Origin of the sequence: Paucibacter sp. B51, assembly GCF_027863535.1 — a bacterium.
Classification (GTDB): Bacteria; Pseudomonadota; Gammaproteobacteria; order Burkholderiales; family Burkholderiaceae_C; genus Paucibacter_A; species Paucibacter_A aquatilis.
The window spans coordinates 3,896,310-3,917,245 of the sequence record NZ_JAPIVN010000001.1 but is presented as its reverse complement, the minus strand read 5'-3'; the positions used below and the strand labels follow the sequence as shown (position 1 = coordinate 3,917,245).

The following is a 20,936-nucleotide window of genomic DNA, read 5'->3' as shown; positions in this document are numbered from 1 at the left end:
GCTGCTGATAGACATCTGGGGTTGGAAGCTCAGGCGAGCGGTCGCACGCTGAGCTTGAATCGCATCGGTTGGGCCAGCGCAGTGGCCGGCGGCGGCGGCAGCTTGAACTGGCGCGAGGTTTCGTCGAGGGCGCTGCGCAGGGCCAGATCGCCCGCGCTGTCGCCGCTGGGTTGCAGCTCGAAGCGCTGGATGGCGCCGTCCTGGGCCAGCCAGATGGAGAAGGTGGCGGTCAGCTGTTCGGCCTCGGACTTGAGTCGGCGCTCGATCTCGTCGCGCAGCAGCTGGCGGGCCGTGTTGGCGTAGAAGCGCTCCTGCGCCCGATCGGACTGGGTACCGCCCGCACCCGCCGCTGGGGCGCCGGTGCTGGGCGCGCCGCCGGCATAGTCCTTGCTGACCGCGCCGGCACCAAAGGCGCTCGGGCCGTCGCCCGCAGCACCTTCCATCTTCAGCGGCTCGTTGGCGGCCTTGGGCGCCTCAGCCTGCTTGAGCGGCTCTTCGCGGGGCGCCTGCTTGCTTTCATCCTTGGGGGGCTCGGGCTTCTTCTCGTCCTTGGGCGGTGGCGGGGGCGGCGGCGGGGTGTTGGGCAGGATGGAGATCTTGGCCACCTGGCGCTGCGGCTTGTGGTCGTCGCTCTTCAGCGTCTTGACCACCACCAGCGTTCCGCCCACGAGGGCGATCAAGCCGGCGGCAATCAGGCCGCGAATCAGCCAGGCCCGGCCGGGCTTGTCATCGAGATGGTCTTCGGCGAGTCCGCTCATGGCTGGGTTCCCTTCTTCCTCAGTTACCGATGCGGGCCGTGACCAGGCCCATATTGACCTGCAGCTTGTTGCACAGGTCCACCACGGCGACCACATGCGCATACTGCGAACGCGCATCGCCCTTGATCGCCACCGACATCTGCGCGTCGCGCGCCTTGGCCTGCAGCAGGCCTTGCTCCAGCTCGTCTTCACTGACGCTGGCGCCGTTCATCAGGAGCCGGCCCTCGGGCGTGATCTGCACGATCACCAGCTCGTGCTTCTCGACGCTGGGCTTGTTGCTGGGCTTGGGCATGCTGATGTTCAGGCCTTGCACCGAGGCGGTGGTCATCAGGATGAACACCACCAGCAGCACATAGGCCAGGTCCAGCATGGGCGTGACGTTGATGGTGTCGTAGGGTTTGACTTCGTTCTGGACTTGCATTTCGAGCCCTCCAGGCCTTCAGCCTGCACTGCGTTTGGTGACGAGGCCGATCTCGGTGATGTCCAGCTTCTTGGCAATCTCCAGCACCTCCATCACCCGCTCGTACTGCGCTGCGGCGTCGGCCTTGAGCACCACCGGCAAGGCCGGATTGGCGCTCTTGTACTGGGCCAGGCTGCTGCTGAGCTGCTCCATGCTGACCGGGAAGGCATCCAGGTAGACGGCGCCATCGGCGGTGATGGTGATGGCGCGCGTTTGCGGCTTGGCCAGATTGTTGGCCGCCTGGGTTTGCGGCGAGTTGACCCGCACGCCCTGTACCGAGGCGGTGGTCAGGATGATGAAGGTGACCAGCAGCACATAGGCCAGATCCAGCATCGGCGTGATGTTGATGTCGTCGTAGGGCTGGTTGTCGTTCTTGACGTCGGCGGCCATGGCTCAGTCTCCTGACCTCAGATTTCAGCGGGCACCGTAGAGTTCGGCCGCGCGGGTGATGAACTCGTCGATGAAGATCTGCATGTCCGAACTGGTGTTCTTGATGCGCGAGGCCAGGTAGTTGTAGGAAAACAGGGAGGGGATGGCCACGCCCAGGCCCGCCACCGTGGCCAGCAAGGCCGAGGCGATGCCGGGAGCGATGGCGTTCACATTGACGTCGCCGGCCTGCGCAATCGCGGCGAAGGTGATCATCACGCCCACCACGGTGCCCAGCAGGCCCAGGAAGGGGCCGCCCGAGATGGCGATGGTCAGCATCACCATGCCGCCGTTCAGGCGCGCGTTTTCGCGCACATAGTCGGCATCCACCGAGGCCTTGACTGCGTCCATGGACGCGCCGCTCAGCGGCGCCGCACCGTCCTGCCCGGCTTTGCGCTTGGCCAGCTCACGCACGCCGGCCTGGTAGAGGCGGAACAAGGGCGATTCGGCATGCGCGCCGCCTTGCTCCAGATGCAGCAGGTTGTCGGTGGCGTCGCGGAAACGCTTGAGGAAGGCGCGATTCGCCTGATCGATGCGGCCCATCAGGAGGCCCTTGGCCACCGAGATCCAGATCGCGATCAGCAGCATCAGGCCGCAGATCACGATCACGACCCAGGCGTCGGCGGTCAGGTTCTTGATCAGGATGCCCATATAGCCGTGGCTCTCGCCCTCGGCTGCTGCGGCGTCTTCGCGCTGGGCACTGAGCAGCTTGCCTTGGGCACCTTGCGCGCCGGCACTGATGGCCAGCCAGGCATTGCTGCGCGCGCTGGCCGAGATTTGCAGCTCATCGGCCAGGCCGCGGGCGCCGTCGCCCAGGCTCAGCGTGCTGCCCAGGCTGGGCAGGGCGGAGGCCGCGGCATCCGCGACCACCGCACCATCCAGCAGCAGGGCTGCCTTGCCCGCGCCCACGCGCAGGCCCAGCTGGGTCCAGCGGCCCACCGTCAGCTCGCCACCGCGCAGCTCGCTGCCGCCTACCGAGGCGCGCAGCTGGCCGGCCTGCACCGCGATCTGCAGCCCGCCCCATTGCAGCAGCTTGGCCGAGGCCACATCGTCCAGCTTGACCCAGACGCTCAGGCTCAGCTGCGCGGCATCCAGCAGCGGCTTGTCGGCCACCGGCAGCTGCACGGCACGGCCCTCGAGCTTGAGGCTGGCAGCCAGCAGGCCGTTGGGCTCCACCACCACGAGTCCAGCCTCGCGGCCCGGGCTGCCCAGGTGATCGGCGCCGGGCTTGGTGATGTCGCTGAAATGAAAGGCCGACACCAGGGCAGCATCAAATCCGCCCGCGGGGCTGGCTTCGCCCGCGGCGACCTTGCTGTTGCCGGCGTAGACGTAGAACTGGTTCTTGTCGCTGCCCGGCAGCACGCTGGGCAGCTGCACCCAGAGCACGGCCAGCTCGTTGACGCTGTCAAAGCGCTCGAGGCTGAACTTCAGCGGCGTCTTGTCGTCGGCGGCCAGCACACGCAGGTCCGAGCCGTCTTCCTTGGCCGAGGCAAAGTCGAAGTTGCCCGAGTGCAGGCGCACGGCCACAGGCACTGCCGAGGCGGCCTCCTGCGTGGCCAGGCCCTGGTCCGTGGTGTTGAGGGTGATGCGGGTGCGCTGCGTCCACTCGGCATTCCACCAGGCCTCGGAGGTGGCCGGCAGGGCCGCGCTCAGGGCCAGCAGCAGGGCGGGGATCAGATGGGTTTTCATGCGTTCGGTCCGATGTGTCATAACTCTCAAAAGGATCAGGCCTCGGTCACTGACCGCCAAAGCCCAGGAACTCCAGCAGCAGATTGCGGCGGCGACGACGTTTCTTCTTGCCGTCCTCCTCGCTCTCGCTGCTTGCGGCGCCGGCGCTGGTGGCGTTGAGCGTGGTGTTGGGCGGCGCGCTGATGGTGGCGGGCGGGGCCTCCACCTTGCCGCCGCCCGAGGTCTTGCCGCCGACCTGGATGTCCACCGCATTGACCACCCGCTCGGCGGCAATGAAGGCATTGCCCTTGGAGCGGATGCCGGCCTCGCCGGCATTGATCTCGCCGGCCGGTGCGAACAGGTCGAGGTCGCTGCCTGCGCTCAGCACCGCGATGCCGGAGCCGCTGAAGGAGCCCGAGGTGTCAAAGATCAGCTGCCCCTCGTTGTCCAGGCGCAGCACTGGCGAGGGCGCGCCCGTCACCGTCTTGGCGCCACGGCCCGCGTCGATATTGCCGCGTGAAGACCAGAGCAGCAGATCGCCTTGCGCCAGGGTGAAGACCCGCGACTGGTTGACCGCAAAGTCATCCCGCACCGCGGCCGACACGCTGCCGCCGCTGACGGTGACGATGCCCAGCTCATTGGGCTTCTTGCCTGAACCCGAACTGGCCAGCTCACCGGCATTGATGCCGCCGCCGGGCGCCATCAGGGTGATGTCGGCCTGCTGGTTGGTCTTGATCTGGCTGGTCGGCATGCGCAGCTCGCCGACCGGGCGGGTGCTCAGGCCATCGACCGGGAACAAGGTGTTCACCGCCAGATAGGCTGGCGCATAAGCCGCCCAACGTGCATCACCCTCGGCCAGCGCAGCCTCGCGGCCCGCGACGCGCAACTCCTGCACCAGCTGGCGGTTCAGCCAGGGGATCTGGCGCGCCAGCGGCAAGGCCTCGAAGGCAGCCACCGCCTGGCTGTCGCTGAGGCCACGCGCCGCGTCACCGCTGACCTCGCGGACATAGGCTGCCAGAGCCTTCAGCGCGGCCTGGCCCGGGGCGTCGCGGCCGGCCAGCTGCTGCAGCAGTTGCTGGCGCGCCTGCGGGGTCTGGCGGCCCAGCTGGGCCGTCAGCAGGGCTTGCACGGCAGCAGCCTTCTGGCCGTCGCTCAGGGTGGCGAAGACGGCCAGGGCTTGTTCGCGGCTGAGCTCGCTCCAGGCCGGTTCGGTCTTGTTCGGCGAACTCTGGAGTAAGTCCTGCACCGTCTTGTCCTGCAAGGGTTTGCCCAGCAGAGTGCTGGCACGCAAGCCCTGTTCGCTGGCATCGGCGCGGGCCGGCAAGCCCCGCACATAGTCGGCCAGCGCGGCATCAAACTGTGCCTCGCCCATCAGGCGGCGCAAGCCATCGAGCTGGGCCGGGGGTGCCAGCTGCTCGAAGCCTGGCAGCGGCCCACCCAGGGCGCTGTAGAGCTGGCCCAGACGGCCTTGCCAGGCGCGGCTGCCGAACAAGGCAAAGCCCTGATCCACGGCCTGCTGGTAGTCGCGGCCATCGGCTCGCAATCCGGTCACCACGGTGATGTCCGCCCCCAGGCTGGGCAGCAGATTGCCGTTGCGCAAAGCGCCCAGCGAGAGCAGACCGGCCTTGTTGCCCAGGTCCACATCGCGCCCGGCCAGCAGCAGCAGATCGCCCGGTCCGGCAATCTCCACCGCCACATTGCGCATGTCGCGGCCGGCTTGCAGCACGGTGAACTCGTGGATGCGCAGCGGCTGGGTCGGGCCCGCGCTCAGCTGCACATCCTGATGCTGCAGCTTGAAGACATTGCCTGAGCCGGCAATCAGGTCGCGACCGGCTTTCAGGTCCAGTGCTCGTGCCGAGAGGATCTCGCCCTCGACCTTGATGTCGCCGCCGGCGGCCACACGCACCGGGCTGCGGTCGCTGTTGTCCAGTCGCGCCACCTCGCTGCTGGGCGCAGCCTCCACGCCCAGATCGGCATAACGCGCCAGCGGCATGGCCACCTGGGCATTGGCCAGCGCGTCACCCAGCTGGCGACGGCTGTAAAGGCCGGTTTCCAAAGCCTGACGCTGGGCGCCCACCTTCAGCGCGGCCAGGTTCACATCGCCGGCGGCCAGAACCTCGGTGCGCGCGGGGGCGCCGCCGGTTTCGGGCATCTGCACGATGTCGTGCGTGATGCTCACATCACCGCGCGGCGCACGGATCTGCAGCTGCGCGGGCACCACGCTGTTGACCAGATCGGGCGCGTTGGACATGCCGCCATCGAGCACACCGTCGTTGCGCAGCGTCACCGAGCCCGACTGGCTTTGCAGCAGGGCCGAAGCGCCGGCATGGACGCCGCCCAGCACCGCATCCAAGGCCAACTCATTGTCCTTGGTGCTCAGCGCATAGCCGGCGCTGCGCAGGGCGCCCAGATCGAGCGCGCCTGCAGCTTCGGCACGCACGGCCGTGGCGCCGTAGAGCAGTTGCAGTCCGAGATCGACCGTGGTGGCCGAGCTCGGTGCCGCCGTGTCGCGACGCACATCACCGCCAGCTTGCACGCGCAGCTGTGGCCCGGCTGCGAAAAGGCGGCCAGCCACCACATCGCGGCCGGCTTGCAGGAACACGCTGCCGCCCAGCACTTGCATGGCCTGGCTGCCGGCCGAGTTGGCGTCGCTGGCACGCCAGCCGCTGCTGGCGGCCGAGGCATGAACCTGCTGCGCGTCACGGCCGGCCAGCAGGCGCACATCGCCGCCGCCGAAGCTGGCAATGCCTTGACCGAAGCGGTCATAGCGCGACCACCAGGCGGTGACCGAAGCGCCGTCCACGCCGGAGCGCCACCACCACTGGCTGACATCGTCCTGCTCGCGGGCCAGGAGCGCGCCCTTGATGTCACGTCCAGCGCGCAGGTGAACCTGGCCGCCTTGGCGCAGGAAGGGGCTGAGCCCGTTGCGCTGCAGATTGCTGCTCAGACTGTCGAGGTCCATGCCCAGCTCGGCGCCTTGGGGAATGGGGTCCGGCACCGGCGCGGGCTTGGGCGCCGGTGTTGGAGTCGGCGCTGGTGTCGGTCCCGGAGTGGGCGTCGGCGCGGGTGCAGGTGCTGGCGTAGGCGACGGGGTCGGTGCAGGAGTTGGGGCCGGCGTCGGCACTTCACCCGGTGTCAGCGGGGGTTTGGGCGGTAGCTTGCCATTGGTGGTGCCAGAGCCGTTGCCGGCTGAAGGCTCCAGCTGCGGCTGCGGCGTGTCTTCGCTGACTTCGCTGCGTTTCCTTCGAACGCGGCTCTCTTCCGGTTCTTCCACGCCCGCTGCGGCGTGGGTGTGCAGTGCCGAGCGCGATGCAGGCAGCGCCACACTCTGGCCGCCGGGAAGGCCGACGGGTGGCGCCGGCGGCAAGCTGCCGCCGGTGGTCTCGTTGCCGTTGCCGGTCGAGGGCGTGTCGGGCACCGGCGTCGGAGCCGGAGCCGGAGCCGGAGCCGGAGCCGGAGCAGGTGCCGGAGCCGGTGCCGGAGCAGGTGCGGGCGTGGGTGTAGGCGCAGGCGCAGGCGCAGGCGCAGGTGCAGGCGCAGGTGCAGGCGCAGGTGCAGGTGTCGGTGCTGGCTGTACGGGTGGCGCTGGCGGCAGGGTGTTGCCCGTCGTTTCGTTGCCATTGCCTGCCGAGGGGGTGTCGGGGACCGGAGTAGGTGCGGGCGCTGGAGCTGGAGCTGGAGCTGGAGCCGGTGCAGGTGCAGGTGCAGGTGCAGGTGCAGGCGCAGGCGCAGGAGCAGGCGCAGGCGCAGGAGCAGGCGCAGGAGCAGGCGCAGGCGCAGGAGCAGGCGCAGGCGCTGGAGCCGGGCTGGGCGCCGGTGTCACCGGCGGTGGCGGCGGCAAGGTGTTTCCGGTGCTGCTGTTGCCGTTGCCTTCCGAGGGCTGAGGTGGCCGAGGCGGAAGCGGTGGGGCCGGAGGCAGCTTGCCGTCCGTGGTTTGGTTGCCGTTGCCTGCGCTGGGCTGGCTAGGGATGGGTGTCGGGGCGGGCGCCGGTGCCGGTGCCGGTGATGGCGTGGGACCTGGCTCCGGCGATGGCGCCGGGGCGGGCGAGGGTGCCGGTGCCGGAGATGGCGCAGGCGCAGGAACGGGAGCAGGCGCCGGGCTTGGTGCAGGCGCAGGCGCAGGCGCAGGAGCAGGTGCGGGTGCGGGTGCGGGAGCCGGCGAGGGTGTCGGCGCTGGCGCCGGGCTGGGTGCAGGAGTAGGCGCAGGTGCTGGTGGGCTGGGCGGCAGGTTCAGGTCTTCCTGTTGCAAGCTCAGCACCGGCTGGCCGGTGGTGTAGACCTTGGCGCCGGTGTTGAGCAGGACCACATCCCCCGAGGAGGCCAGCTGCAACGAGCCCGTGGTGCTGCGCAACGGCACGCTGGGCGTTTCGCCGCCCGTGCTCGCCCGGCCAATCTGCAGCTTGATCTCCTCCTGGGCGAGGCCATTGCCGGTGCCGCCTGCGGTGGGCGTGCGCGTGGCCATCACATCGGCCGAGCTCAGATCGGCACCGGCCACCACGCGCAGGTCACCGGCCATGCCGCTGACCGCCAGCCATTGGTCCAGCGGCTCACTGGCCTGGTTGGTGGGCGACTGGAAACCGGCGCTCAAGCCGCGCTCCAAGTAGAGGTTGCCGGCAGCGCGCAAGGTGATGGAGGTCTCGGCCGCATGCGGCATGGCGGCGCGATCGGCCGCCACCAGCAGGGGCAGGTTCCAGTCCACGCTCAGGCGCATATCGCCGGTCGATTGCAGCTCGGCACCGGCGCGTACGCGCAGGCGTTGCTGCAACTCGGGCTGCAGCGCCGTCAGGCGGCGTGTCACGGCCTCGGCATGGCCTTCCAGATAGTCGCGGCTCTCGGCATCGATCAGGGCGGTGCCGAACTTGCCGGGAATGGGTGCGGGCGTTGGCACCGGAGCTGGAGCTGGAGCTGGAACCGGTGCCGGTGCCGGTGCCGGGCTCGGCGAAGGTGCGGGAGCCGGGCTTGGGGCGGGTGTCGGTGAAGGCACAGGCACTGGGGCGGGCACCACCGGGTCGCCCGGCTTGAGCGGCGGACGTGGGGGCAGTTGACCCAGGGTGCTGCCATTGCCATTGCCGGTCGAGGGCGTGCTGCCCTCGTCGGTGCGATTCATGTTGAGGGCCAGCGGTGCGGGCGGCAGGCCTGCAGCCTGCGCGATGCGGCCCGGGTTCCTGCTCAGGCCTTCGGCTTCGGCCTCGGGCTCCTCGGGGGCCGGTGTGGGCGCTGGTGTGGGGGTAGGGCGGGGCGGAGTGCCCGGCGTGGGCGCCGGCTGCATGGCGCTGCCCAGGCCGATGGTGCCCGCTTGGCCATAGACCTTGACCGCCTCGACATCGATGCTGTAGACGCCCTCGATGCGGCCGGCGAGCGCACCGATCTTCACGTCACGACCTTCGGGCGCTTTCTCGCTGCTCGTGTCCTCGCGACCCGCGCGCAGCAGCAGCTGGCCACCATGCACGCGATCGCTGCCGCGCAGATCCAGCAGCGAGCCGGCCTGCACATCGATCTGGCCTGCGCTGCTGTGCAGCTCGATGCGGCCACCCTGGCCACGTGGTGCCTGCACCTGCAGCTGGGCGCCCGCGGCAATGTTCAAGTCCTGTCCGGCCGCCAGCACGATCTGGCCGCCTTTGCCTTGCGCGGCGCTGTTGCTGGCGCGCAAGCTGCCGGCGATGTCCAGGCGCCCCGCGTCGCTGACGATGCGGATCTCATCCGCCGCCAGTTGCACGTCGGCCCCCAGGCTTTGGTTGCCGCTGCGATTGCGCAGGCTGAGGCTGCCCCTGAAGTTGTTGTCCCCCAAGCCCTTGGCCAGGTCCGCCAGCTTCACCGGCTGGCCGCTGTCGATCTCGAGCTGGCCGCCTCGGGCGCCGGCTTTGGACTCTCCGCTCAGCTTGCCCGCCAGGATCACCTCGCCCGCAGGCGCGCTCAGCTGCAGCGTGCCCGCATCGCTGGCGCCTGCGCCCGACACATTCAATGTGGCACCCGCCTCCAGCACCAGGTTTTTCTGGCCGCTGCTTGCCACCAGCTTGCCGCCGGGCAGGTCCACTGCGCTGCCGTGCAGGTTCAAGGTTTGGCCCGCCACGAGGGTGTCCGAGCCGGTCTTGAACTCCAGGCCGTCGCGGGCCGCCAGGTTCAGCTGAGCACCGCGCATCTCGATACGGCTGGCTTGTGCAATCGTCTGGGCGGCAATGCTGAGCTGACCTCCCGGTTCCAGCAGGGCCAGGGCCGCTTCACTGACCTCGCTGCCCCTTGCCTTGCTGAAGACAAAGCCGTCCCGCACCTGCCAGCTGCTGCGGGCATTGCCGCTTTGGCCCAGCAGCGGGGCCGTGGCGTTCAGGGCGCCGCTGAAGAAAGCCTCGCTGCCGCCCTGCACCAGCAGGGCCTGGCCGGCCTCCCAGTCCGTCTTGATGGCATCGATGCGCTGGCTGCCAGCTTCGCGCGTCAGGGTCTTGGTGGCACTCAGCAGCAGGCTGCCGGCCGGGAGCGCCGCGCCCTCAAGAGCGGGCTTGACGGTCTGGCCGCTGGTCTGCGTCAGCACGATGTGCTGGGCCAGGGCGCTGCCGGTCCCGTTCTGCGGGGCGCGCAACAGGGGGGCGTCCAGGGTCAGCTGTTCCCAGCTGGGTTGCCCCAGGCTGGCGCCCGCGGTCCAGTCGATGCTGCTGTAGCTGCGCAGGGTCAGGCTGTGGATGCTTTTATGCGCGCTCAGCTGCTGCAGCAGGTCTGCATCCAGGCTCAGACTGCCGCTCGGCACGCTCGCCGCGCCGATCAGCACCTGTCGGGCACCCAGATCCAGGGCCTGGCCCGAGAGCGTCAGCCCGCCGCCCAGGCGGCTGTCGCCGCTGCTGTCCAGGCTGATGCTGCCGCGCCCAGCGGCAGCTTGGAGTTGGACCCGATTGCCGAGTTCGAGCGTGGCCACAGGCAGTGGAGGCGCTTGGTCATCGGTCTTGGGCAGATCCTGGCGTTGCAGGCCTGCATCGGCTTGTGCGCTCACCCGCACGGCGGCGCCGCCGCCCTTGAGCTTCCAATCGCTGCCGGCGGACAGGCTTGTTGTCGTGGCGGGCGCCTCGGCCTTCAGATGGCTGCCGTCCTCCAGTCGCAGCGTTTCGCTGGCGCTCAAGAGCAGGTCCTGGCTGCTCAGCGTGCTGCCGGCCTTGACCGTCAGCTCGCGGGCCACGGCTTGCAGGCTGTCGCTGCTGTTGCCCAACGGCACGGCACCGATGACGAGCTGCTCGGCCTGGATGCCTTCCAGTGTCTTCGTGTCGAGTCTCAGGGTCGTGCTCGGCACGCCCGCATCGGCCGTGCCACCAATCTGGATGCGCTCGCTGGCGATGAAGACCTGGGCGCCGCGGCCAGGGGTGGCCTCCTTCGCGCCATCAGGCTTCATGCTGCCCACGGCGCTGCGCAGGCTGGCCTGCATCTGCAGCTGCTGCGCGTTCAGCACCAGGGCCGCGGCATCGCGATTGCCGGCCGGCAGGGCTTCACCGGCCTTGCTGGCCTTCTCGGCAAAGTGACTGTCGATATCACGCAGGCGGATCTCGCTGCGCTTGCGTGCCTGCTCGGCGCTCAGCAAGAGCCAGCCCGAGGGCAGGGTGCTTTGGAAGGCGGTGCCGGCGTCGCGCAGGCGCGCACCGATCCACTGGCTGCCATCGGCCTGCGGGATCACGGCGCCCAGGTTCAGCGGCGTGCCGCTGAGCGGCCACACCAGGTAGGCGCCGGCCAGCATGGCATAACGCGCCGGCAACAGGGTGTAGCGCCCGGCGGGCACGGCCGCGCCGTCGCCGATTTCGAGCTGGCGGCCCAGGGCCGGCGTCACGGCCGCCAGGCTGGGGTCCCAGAGCGCCTGCAACTGGCGCGAGGGCAGCAGGGCAAAGGCCCCATCGCTGCCCGTGAACACATCGCTGGAGCCGCCCGGGCCGGGCACAAACTGCCAGCCGCTGAGCTGTCCACCGCCGCTCAGGTCCAGCAGGGCTTTTTCTTCCAGGCTCAGGGACGGGGCCTTGAGCAGCAGCTGTTTGGCCAGGGGCTTGTCCAGCAGCAGTTGGCTGTTGGCGCTCTGGCTCCAGGCGCTGGCATCGGCCTTGCCGAAGAGCAGTTGCTGGCCAGCGCCGCTGACCGATGTTTCGCTGCCTGCCTGCAGGCTCAGGCGCTCGCTGGCCTGCAGCTCGATGCGGCCAAAGGGCGCGCGCACGACGCCGCCTTGCTCGATCTCGCGGGCCTTGATGAAGAGCTGGCCGCCAGCGCTGGCCGGCTGGTCGGCCGGCGTCTTGCTGCTTCGGGCAATGCTGAGGCGGTGGCTGCCCACATCGAGGGTGAAGGGCGTGTCGGTGGCCGGGTAGATCTGGGCGGCGCGCAGGCTCAGATCGGCCGGGCTCAGCAGGGCGCCGGCCACGCGGTCTCCGGTGGCACTGGCCTCGGTGCTGCGGCTTTGCAAGCGCAGATCCTGGCCGGCGTTCAGGGCCAGGCTGCCCAAGCCCTGGGTCACCAGGCGGTCGGACAGCACCAGGTTCTCGCTCGCGGTCAAGGCCAGGGCGCCGCTGCCGGCGCTCGCCTGCAGCAGGGGCGCCGGCGTGCCATTGGACTGGGTGGGGCGATCCTTGTTGGCGAAGTTGGCCCAGATCAGTTCGGTGGCGGCCAGCTCGGCGCTGGCGCCCGCGTCCAGGCGCAGGCTGGGGCTGTCGAGCTGCAGCTGGCGGGTCAGGTTCAGCGTCACGCCGTTTTCGATGCGCAGGCCATCCTGCGCGCCGAGGCTCAGGTCGGCCAGGCCGGCCGCCTGCAGCTGGGCCGCCGAGATGCGGGCATTGCTGGCTGCGATGGGGGCGGCGCTGTTGCCGCCCAGATCGGCGGGCTTGGGCAGCAGCTCGGCTTGCATGCCGCCGCTGGCCTCGCCGCGCTGCACGCTCAGGCTCAGCTCGCGCAGCGGCGGCAGGCTGCCGCTGTTGCTCCGGCCTGCGGTGAGGTTGATGCTGGCGCGGCCGCCGGCTTGGGATGCATCGCCACCCTGGGCGCGCAGATCGCCCTCCAGGATCAGTGCACCGCTGCCGCTGACATTGAGGCTGCCGCCGCTGCTGGTCAGGGTCTGGCGCAGTGTGCGGTTGCCGCCGCTCTCGCGCAGGCTGACATCGAGCTCGCCCTGGGCGCCGCCGATGTCGATGCGGCTGCCCTGGCTCCAGACCAGGCTGCTGGCAAAGCTGCCGCTGGCGTTGAGGTTGACCGTACCGCCGGCCAGCAGCTGGCCGCGCAGCAGTCCGTCATCGCTGGGCGTCAGCAGACGCGTGCCGGCCACATCGATCACGCTGTTCGCGCCCAGCCACAGGTACTGGGCCGTGCTGTCGTCGCTGGCCGCCACACGCAGGGCCACCGTGCCGCCCGGGGCCTGCACGCGGCCGTCGAACTGCAGATGCGCCGCGGCATTGAGCGAGAAGCTGGCCGTGGGCCGCAGCTCGATGGCCGCACCTTCTCCCACCTTGAGGCTGCCCAGGATGGGCGCGTTGGCGTTGAGGCTGAGATTGACGACCTGGGGCAGGGCGTTGCTGGCCGAAGCGGCCTGCATCTGCGCGGCCACCGCCGAGCCGCTCGGGGCCAGGCGGGCCGTGGCCAACGGGGCCCAGCTTTGCGCGACCGGGGCGATGCGGCTGCCCGCCGCCACTTCCAGCGTGGCATGGCCGTTCAGCCAGAAGCTGGCAAAGCCGCCCTGGCTGAAGAACTCGGTGCCCAGGCGCAGATCGGCTGCGGCTGCGTTGCTGGGATTCGCGCCGATCTGGATCGTCTGCGTCGTCAGGTTCAGCGCGCCGCCGCGCTGGGCCGAGTAGGCGCGCAGCTGGGTGCTGGCGTCCAGCTGCAGGCGCACGGTGTTGAGCGCCTTCTTGGCATCGTCGGCATTGCTGTCCTGCCCGAGGCTGATGCTGCCGGCCGTGCCGCTGCGCACCGCGCCGCCGGCATCGACCCAGGCGCCGCCCGAGACATCGATCACTGCGCCCGCGCCGGTCTTGACCGCACGCTGGCTGGCCAGCATGACCGAGCCGCCGGCCGTGCCGGCGCCCGAGCCCACGCCGTCCAGCAAGGCATTGGTCCAGGTGCCCGAGGCATCCAGGCGCACGCCCGCGCCCAGCTGCACCTCGCCGCCGTCCAGGCTGCGCGCCAGCAGGCTGCCGCCCGGCAGGCGCAGATCGCTGCCCAGGATGACCGAGCCCTTCTCGGAGCTCAGCTCCAGCTGCCCCAGGGTGGGCAGGCTCAGGCGCGCCTCGCTCGGCAGCTCCAGGCTTTGCACGCTGCTGATCTGCACGCGGCCGAAGCCGCCTGCCTCGATCTGCGCCAATGAGAAATTGGCGCCCACCTCACCGGCCTTGCGGCCCAGCACCAGGCGCTCCAGCACGGCGCCAGCATAGGCGTCGGCCGCGAAGTCGCGGCCATGGCGGGCGGCGCCCAGGCTCAGGCGGGCCAGGTCCGCGCGGGCGTCCTGGCCGTTGAGCTGGCGCCGCCCCTGGGCCACCTGGCCGCGCAGCTCGCCCTGCAGGCTCAGCTGTGGCGCCACGATCTGCAGGCTGCCGCCGGCGCGGCCTTCCACATAGCCGGCCTCCAGGCGCTCGCTGCCTTGCAGGCCAAAGCCGACGCGGGCGCCATTGCGCTTCCAGGCGCTGCGGTTGACGAAGGCGCTGCTGATGCCTTCGAACACCACATCCTTGGGCGCGTTGTTGAGGGTGTAGACCTGGCCGTCGGTCGCGGTCAGCAGGCTGGGCCGCACCTTGGCCTCGCCCACCTGCACCTGGCCGCCGCTGACATCGAGCCGTGCTCCCGCGGCGACATCGACCGTGCCGCCCGAGAGCATGGACAGGCTGCCGCCCTTGGCCAGGCGCTCGCTGGCCGTGCGCTGCAGGCCCAGGCGGTAGCTGGACAGATCGCCCAGGATGTCCGAGCCGCTGCGGATGTCCAGCGTCACCTTGTTGCGGAACAACAGGCCGTCTTTTTGCAGCGGCGCGTCGCGCAGGTCATTGCTGCCCAGCAGCTCGGTGGTGACGAAGTAGCGGTCCACGCCGACCTGGGTGTCGGTGGTGCCGGCGAGATCGATCACCGCGCCTGCGCCGATGCTCAGGCTGCCGCCCTCGGGCTTGAACACATGTTCGCCGCCCGGGCTGCCGTCGTAATTGGGCGTCAGGCTGGCGCGCACAAAGGCTTGCGCGCCCGGGGCCACGACCTGGGCGCCGGGCTGCAGGCTGATGGCCGCGCCGGCCAGGTTCAGGCGCGAGGCGGTGAAGCCGGCGTTGTCGTCCGAACTCAGCGGCTTGCCGTCGGCCCCGGTGTTGTCGGGCTTGATCTCGGTGCGGCTGTCGCCGCCCAGGATCAGGCTGCCGCCCGTACGGGCGCGCTTGTACTGCGCGTCCGAGGGTGTGGTGTTGGTGGAGGCCCCGGCCGCATTGCCTTGCGCGAGCAAGAAGATCGAGCCGTTCTGCGCCACGCTGGTGGTGGCCGACACGCGGCCCAGCTGGTTCACCGCCATGCCCACCAGGGTGGTGTTGCCGCGCGGCGTTTCGATCACGCCGGGCTGGGCATTGGCGGCACCCGTGCCGGCCGCACGCCCCGCGTTGGTGACCGTGCCATCGCCCGCATCCTTGCCGAGATCGGCCTGGCCCACCTCGACCAGCAGGCCGCGCAGGGCCGGCACATCGGGGTTGGACTCCGAGGCGTAGAGCGTCTGGCTCAGACGCTCTTTCGCGGTGGAGGGCAGGCCCAGATAGACCTCGGCCCCGGCGCCCAGCACCACCTGGCCGCCGGGTGCGCTGATCGTGCCGGCGTTCTCCACCTGTTTGGCGAACAGGAAGATGCGGCCGCCCTCGGCGCTGCGCAGTTCGGCGCCCGGCGCCACGCTCACATAGCTGTCGGCGAACAGGGCTGCGCCCGCGCGGCCGCCTTCGGCCGCAGCGTCGTAGCGGAAGGCCGGGTCGCCGCCGAGGATGTTGTTGGCAAAACCGTTCTTGTAATCCTCGTCGCGCGGCTTGAGCGAGGTGGCGATCAAGCTGCCCACGTCCACCCGGGCCCCCGCGCCGAACAGGATGCCGTTGCGGTTGTAGAGCAGGATCTCGCCGCCGTTGGTGGCCTTGAGGCTGCCGAAGATCTGGCTGGGGTTGGCACCGCCGATGCGGTTCAGGGCGCTGGCATTGCGCTGCGCCATGTCGAAGGTGACCGAGCTCTGCGCGCCGATGTCAAAACTCAGCCAGTCGTAGATGGCGCGCTGGCTGTCCTGCTTGATCACCATGTCCGCGCCGCCGCGAGCATTGGGCACGCCCTGCGGCAGACCGCTCTGGCCGCTGCCGAACACACGCCAGCCCGGGGCCGGCTGGGGCAGGGCGTTGACCTTGGGCGCCGCCTGCGTCTGGGCCTGAGCCTGCCAGGGCATCACCGTGGCCAGGGCCGCCACCAGGGGGTGCAGCAGGGCATGGCCCCAGTGCGGCACCGGCGGAGCGGCAGGAGCCAGAGTGCCCGCCTGCGGCAGCGGCGGGGGTGTCAGGCGAGAGGCAAGCGAGGAGGCAGGACGACGCGACATGGCAGCAGGGGCACGAGGCTCAGAATTTCACGGCCATGCGTGCATGCACGCGCTGGCGAGGGGTGTCGGTGAAGGCGATCGCCTTGTGGGCGCGGGCCGCGATCAGCTCGATGCTGAAACCGGCCCGGCTGCCGAAGCGGATGCCCCAGCCGCTGCCCAGCAGGGGCTGGCGGCGGTTCTGTCCAGGGTCGGGGTTCAGGGTTTGCAGACGGCCGGCGTCGACAAAGCCCATGAGGCTCAGCTCGGCCACATCGTCCAGCGGCGCACCTGGGTGCTGGCGGCGCAGCCAGTCGGCCAGGTTGGCGCTGCGCAGCTCCAGCGAAGCCAGCAGGCCGTGGTCGCCCACCGCCGCGCCTTCCTGGTAGCCGCGCACCGATTCGGCCCCGCCCAGCGAGAACTGCTCCGCGCTGCTCAGCTGCTGCGAGGCCAGCTGACCCGAGAGCCGCGCCAGCGCGCTGCCCCAACGCCCCTGCTCGGTGTGACGCAGGTCCACGCGCAGGGCTGCAAAGCCGCCATCGGCGCCCTTGCGCTTGCAGCGGAACTGGTCGTCGACGCCAATGCTGCCATCCTCCAGCTCGCAGCCCGCAATGCGCCGTGCCATCAGCGGCCGCAGGCCAAAGCCCAGGCTGGCGTTGAGCTGGGTCTGGCGCTCGGCCGAGTACCAATTGCCGGTGTAGGCCACTTGCAGCGGCAGGTAGCGCAAGGGCTTGGCCAGGCGCAGCTCGCCCAGGCTGATCTGCTCTTGCACATCGCGGTAGTCCGCGCCCAGGGCCAGGTTGTGCAGGCTGCCTTCGGCTCCGGGCAGGTTGATCGCGTAGCGCAGGCCCAAGGTGTCGCCCTTGCCCAGCACCTTGGTGCCGCCCAGGGCGTCGATATTGCTGTTCGAGTGAACCGCGTAGAAGCCCAGGTTGTCGCCGCCCTCGAGCGGGATGCCGTAGTTCAGCACGAAGACGCTGGTCTGCGCGCTGTGGTTGGGCGCGGTGGTCAGGGTCAGGCCCAGGTTGTGGCCGCGTTGCCAGAGGTTGTCGTAACGAAGCTGGCCGGTCACGCGCAGCGGGTCGGTGTTGGCCGTGCCGGCATTGCTGGCTTCCAGCGAGCCGCTCAGCGGCAGGCGGTCTTTCACCTGCAGTTCCGCCTCCACCGTGCCGGGCAGGCGGCCCGGCCGCAGCACCGGCTGCACGCGCCGGTCTTCGCTGTTGTTGACTGTGGCCAGCTGGGCCTGCATCTCGTTGAAATTGGGCACCTGGCCCGGTGTCAGCGCGGCCACGCGGCTGCGAATCACGCCCTGGTCAAAGTAGCGTGCGCCGGTGACCGCCAGGCGCTCGACCCGGCCCTCGATCACCTGCAGGCGGATCACGCCGCCATCGACCCGCTGCTCCGGCAGGTCCACGAAGACGGTCAGAAAGCCGGCGCTCTGGTAGGCCTTCTCCAGCGCCGCACGCGCCGCCTCGGCATCGGCCAGGGCCCGCTGCGGGCCCATGAAGGGCAGCAAGGCCCGCTCGATCACCAGCGCCCCCAGCACCGTGTTGCCCTCGACCTCGAACTCCAGGATGTCAAAGCGCGGCGCCTGCTCCGCGCTGGCCGCCGGGGCAGGCTCGGGTGTGGCGCGCGGCGCGTCCTGGGCCCAGCCCGGCGCAGCACTCAGCAAGGCCAGCACGGCCGTGCTCAGCGCCGGCACGAGACGGCCACGCGCGGGCGGCAGCACGGGGCGCGGCAGGGCGCAAGAAATCCGGCAGGTCGGCAAGGACAAGAACGACATGAATCCCAGCCCGGCTAGAGGCTGACTCCCTGGATGGATAGACGAATGAATGAACGAACGAAAAGGAGAAGAAGCAGCGAGGAGCAGCGAGGAGCAAAAACCTGGACGTCAGCGCGAGCGGCAAGCGAGCAAGCAAGAAACCAAGCAAACAAGCACGCCTGCGCTGCCGGTGAGCTGCAAACGCCCGAGCTCAGCGCCAGTCACCTGGCCCGCGTGAAGGCAGTGTCCCGAGCCGTGGTGAATCCGCGATGAAGCGCCGTGGTCCGAACGGCAGGGGGAGTAAAGGCTCGAAGCGAGGTGGCAGGCGAAGGCGCAGGCTCAGCCCGCGAGCCGCTGGGGCTCGCGGGGACGCCTGCGGCGCAGCTGCGTGCTCGCCGAACAGATCAGGCTTGCGAGGCGCCGCTGCTGCTGCTTGTGTTGCTGAGGCCGTTGCTGAGGACGTTGCTGTTGCTGCTGCGGCGGCGCGCATGGGCCGCCAGGCCCAGCAGGCCCAGAGCCATCAGGCCCCAGCTCTGCGGCTCGGGCACGGCCATCACGGCCTGCTGTGCAGCCAGGCTGCCGTTGAGGAAGAGCGCCGCTGCATCGGGCGCATTGGCCACATCGTCGCCGGCCAGGGCCAGGATCTGGCGAGCAAAGCCGCTCTGCGCGCTGTAGTCGGTGAAGGAGAGCCGGCTGCGGCCGAAATCGGTGCTCACCAGGCTGCGCGGGTTGGAGCCCGCCAGGGTGTAGCTGAGCACGTACTTGCTGGAATTGGGGTCCTTGATCAAGCCCCAGTAGCCGTCACCGCTGAGGTTGTCGAATTCGTCGTAGATGAGGGGAAGGTTAAAATCGGCCTCGCCATCCTCGTCAAGAGTGGGCGTGAGTTTGTAGAACCAAGACGAAGTGCCCAGAGGGTTGCCCATGCACAGTGTGGCGGTCGCAACGCAATCGCCAGGGGCTAGAGTGCTGCCCCTCTCAAAGAAACCGGTGCGCATCCCCGCATAAGTAAACACATTGCCCGCAGCATTGCTGGCCAGGGCACTGCCGTTTTCCTCAGTGCCGATGGTGGTGATGAAAGTGTCCTTTGGAATGGCAACATCAGTGAGGTACTTGTTGATGTCCTCCTTTCCCGTCAACGAATACGAACTCATCTCAATCATCGCTTTGAAATTCTTTTGTTGTGTGGACAGGTCCCCGCTGTTGTTCAGGGTGACATAGTCGTTTCTTTCCTTACCATCACCGCTGCCTTTGTTGCTTGCAGCAACGATCCAGCGGACGCTGGCCAGGTCAGCACTGCCAAGAAAGGTCTTCAGGGCCGCGTCCGTCTCGGGGTCCAGATACTTGAAGAAAGAGGCGCCCATGTCCTGCTGCGCCGTGATCCAGAACTCGGTGGCCGTGATGCCGAGATCCTTGATGTAGGTCATCTCCGCCTTTTTCTGATCCAGCAGCAGCAGCGCCAGCTCTGACTTTTGGCCTATGGTTTCAAGTTTGGCCTGCGCAGGTGCGAGAGCCGCAGCGCACAAGACAAACCCCAGCAGAGGGCGCAGCAAGGGAGCACGAGATGTAGAAGCGGTCAACATGGAAGCAATCCTCAATGGCGAGATGCGGGGCAGACGCCCGATGCGCGGCAGTGTGCGCAAGTGATGTGAAAACCTGATGCCAGCGCCGAGGGCTGGAAATAGACCGTTCGGCTCAGCGGGCGTAGCGAACCCGTCTGCCAAGCCCCTCAGACGGCTTGTGATGCGCCATCTGAGGGCTTGCGCTCCGCAACGGCGGCTGCAGGAGGCCATGAAAAACGGGGTCGGAACACCGACCCCGCTTCAAAGGTACTGCGAAGCACCCGGCTTGCGGCCGGGGGCAGCAATCGCGCCGATCAGCGCGCCAGTTTCAGCACCGAGCAGCTGTCGCCGGCCGAGCGAGCCACGCGCGAGGCGAAGGGCTTGTCGGCAGCCGGCAGGGCCGGGTACTGGGCGGGGGCCCAGGTCGAGGACGGGGCCATCACGCCTTGTTGCGTGTCCACATCGGCCTTGGCCAGCGAAGCGGGCTTCGGTGCGCCGTTGCGGATGGCGGCGATGAAGGCGATCTTGTCGGCGTTCAGGTTGGGGTTGGTGGTGTTGTACTGCAGGGTGGACTCGTAGACGAAGTCGTAGTCACCGTAGATGGCGCCGCGGCCGGTGCTGGCGTCATAACGCAGGGGCTGAGCGCCATCGAGCTTGACATAGCGGTACTTCTTGTCGCCGCCATTGGCCAGGGGGTTGTTCTCGCGGCCCAGCACGCCGATGGCGTAGGCGCCGGCGATGTTTTCCACGGTGCTACCGATGCAGGTCTCGACATTGCCGGTGCCGGCGCCTTCATTGACCACATAGGTGCTGCCGGTGGCGACGTGAGTCGGGGCGGCAGCGCTGGTTTGGCGCAGGGCGCTGGCGGTGGACAGGCCGCAGGGGTTCTGGGCGAAGTAGGCGTTGGAGGCGGCTTGCGTGCCCGAGCTGGGCTGGCGGCGGCAGATGTTCAAGGTCTTGGTGTGCACCGAGGCGTCCACGGCCGGGCTGATCACCAGGCCCCAGCCGCGCTGGCTGGTGTTGGAAGCGGTCAGGCCGCCGGTCAGGGCGCCGCGCACCCAGGCGGTGGGCAGGCTGGGGCGGTTGGCGTCGCTGTCGTCCTGGGTCAGACCTTGGGTGGCTTGCAGGGCGCGATAGGCGCGCAGGTTCACGGCCACGCCGAAGATGCCTTGCACAAAGGGCTTGACGTCCAGATTGCTCAGGTTCACTGGAGCGGACGGGCCGCTGGTCGGGTCGCCGGGGGTGTTGTCGGCCAGATTGATGGTGGCGTTCAGCAGGCCGGGTTCGACGTCGGAGATGCCGGCATCGGAGACGCGGTTGCTGACGGTGCCGCAGGTGTAGTTGGGCACCTGGATGTCGGTGAAGTTGGGGGTGGCGGTGACCACGCAGGAGGCGTCCACATTCATGTGGGCGATGGGCGTGTTCAGGGCGATGGGGGCCACGCCTTGGCCGGAGCCGCCTTGGTCGCGCTTGGTGACCAGCACCGGGGTGCCGGCGGCATAGTTGCCCACGGCCACGCCGAGGTTGCAGCTGTAGGCGCGGTGGTTGGCGCCGGCGGCGTTGTTGAAGAACACGTGCATGGTGCTCGTGTTGCAGATTTCCTGGACGTAAGCACCCAGGGACAGGCGCAGAGCCGAGGCGCCCGAGAAGGTGACTTCCTTCAAGGTGCCGGCAGTGCGCGCGTCAGCGATCTGGGCGGGGGTCAGGGCGTGGGCGCTGGACACAGCGGCCAGGCCGGCGGCGATGGCGAGGAGGCGGAGCTTCATGATGAACGGGTGCTTTCGTGAGTAGAAAGAAGAGA

General features: G+C 69.3%; 8 protein-coding genes. All 8 read right to left on the bottom strand.

Annotated features, from left to right (window positions below):
* Positions 1-29: 29 nt before the first annotated feature.
* On the bottom strand, positions 30-758 hold the full coding sequence (locus tag OOB33_RS16545; protein WP_165794462.1) for a TonB C-terminal domain-containing protein: 729 nt from the start codon (positions 756-758) through the stop codon (positions 30-32).
* A gap of 19 nt (positions 759-777) precedes the next feature.
* Positions 778-1,179, bottom strand: a complete 402-nt coding sequence (locus OOB33_RS16540; RefSeq protein ID WP_102766682.1) for an ExbD/TolR family protein — start codon at positions 1,177-1,179, stop codon at positions 778-780.
* An 18-nt stretch (positions 1,180-1,197) separates the two neighbouring features.
* Positions 1,198-1,608: an ExbD/TolR family protein gene (locus OOB33_RS16535; protein WP_102766681.1), complete on the bottom strand. Its 411-nt coding sequence runs from the start codon at positions 1,606-1,608 to the stop codon at positions 1,198-1,200.
* A gap of 24 nt (positions 1,609-1,632) precedes the next feature.
* Positions 1,633-3,333, bottom strand: coding sequence for a DUF2341 domain-containing protein (locus OOB33_RS16530; RefSeq protein ID WP_102766680.1), 1,701 nt, complete (start codon positions 3,331-3,333; stop codon positions 1,633-1,635).
* 46 nt (positions 3,334-3,379) lie between these two features.
* The gene (locus OOB33_RS16525; RefSeq protein WP_271009477.1) at positions 3,380-15,838 is read right to left on the bottom strand and encodes a filamentous haemagglutinin family protein; all 12,459 of its coding nucleotides are present in this window, start codon (positions 15,836-15,838) and stop codon (positions 3,380-3,382) included.
* Between the two features lie 19 nt (positions 15,839-15,857).
* Entirely contained in the window at positions 15,858-17,597 is a 1,740-nt protein-coding gene (locus OOB33_RS16520; protein WP_271009476.1) for a ShlB/FhaC/HecB family hemolysin secretion/activation protein, read from the bottom strand.
* A 383-nt stretch (positions 17,598-17,980) separates the two neighbouring features.
* On the bottom strand, positions 17,981-19,297 hold the full coding sequence (locus OOB33_RS16515) for a PEP-CTERM sorting domain-containing protein (protein ID WP_271009475.1): 1,317 nt from the start codon (positions 19,295-19,297) through the stop codon (positions 17,981-17,983).
* 152 nt (positions 19,298-19,449) lie between these two features.
* On the bottom strand, positions 19,450-20,901 hold the full coding sequence (locus tag OOB33_RS16510) for a hypothetical protein (RefSeq protein WP_271009474.1): 1,452 nt from the start codon (positions 20,899-20,901) through the stop codon (positions 19,450-19,452).
* Positions 20,902-20,936: the final 35 nt, after the last annotated feature.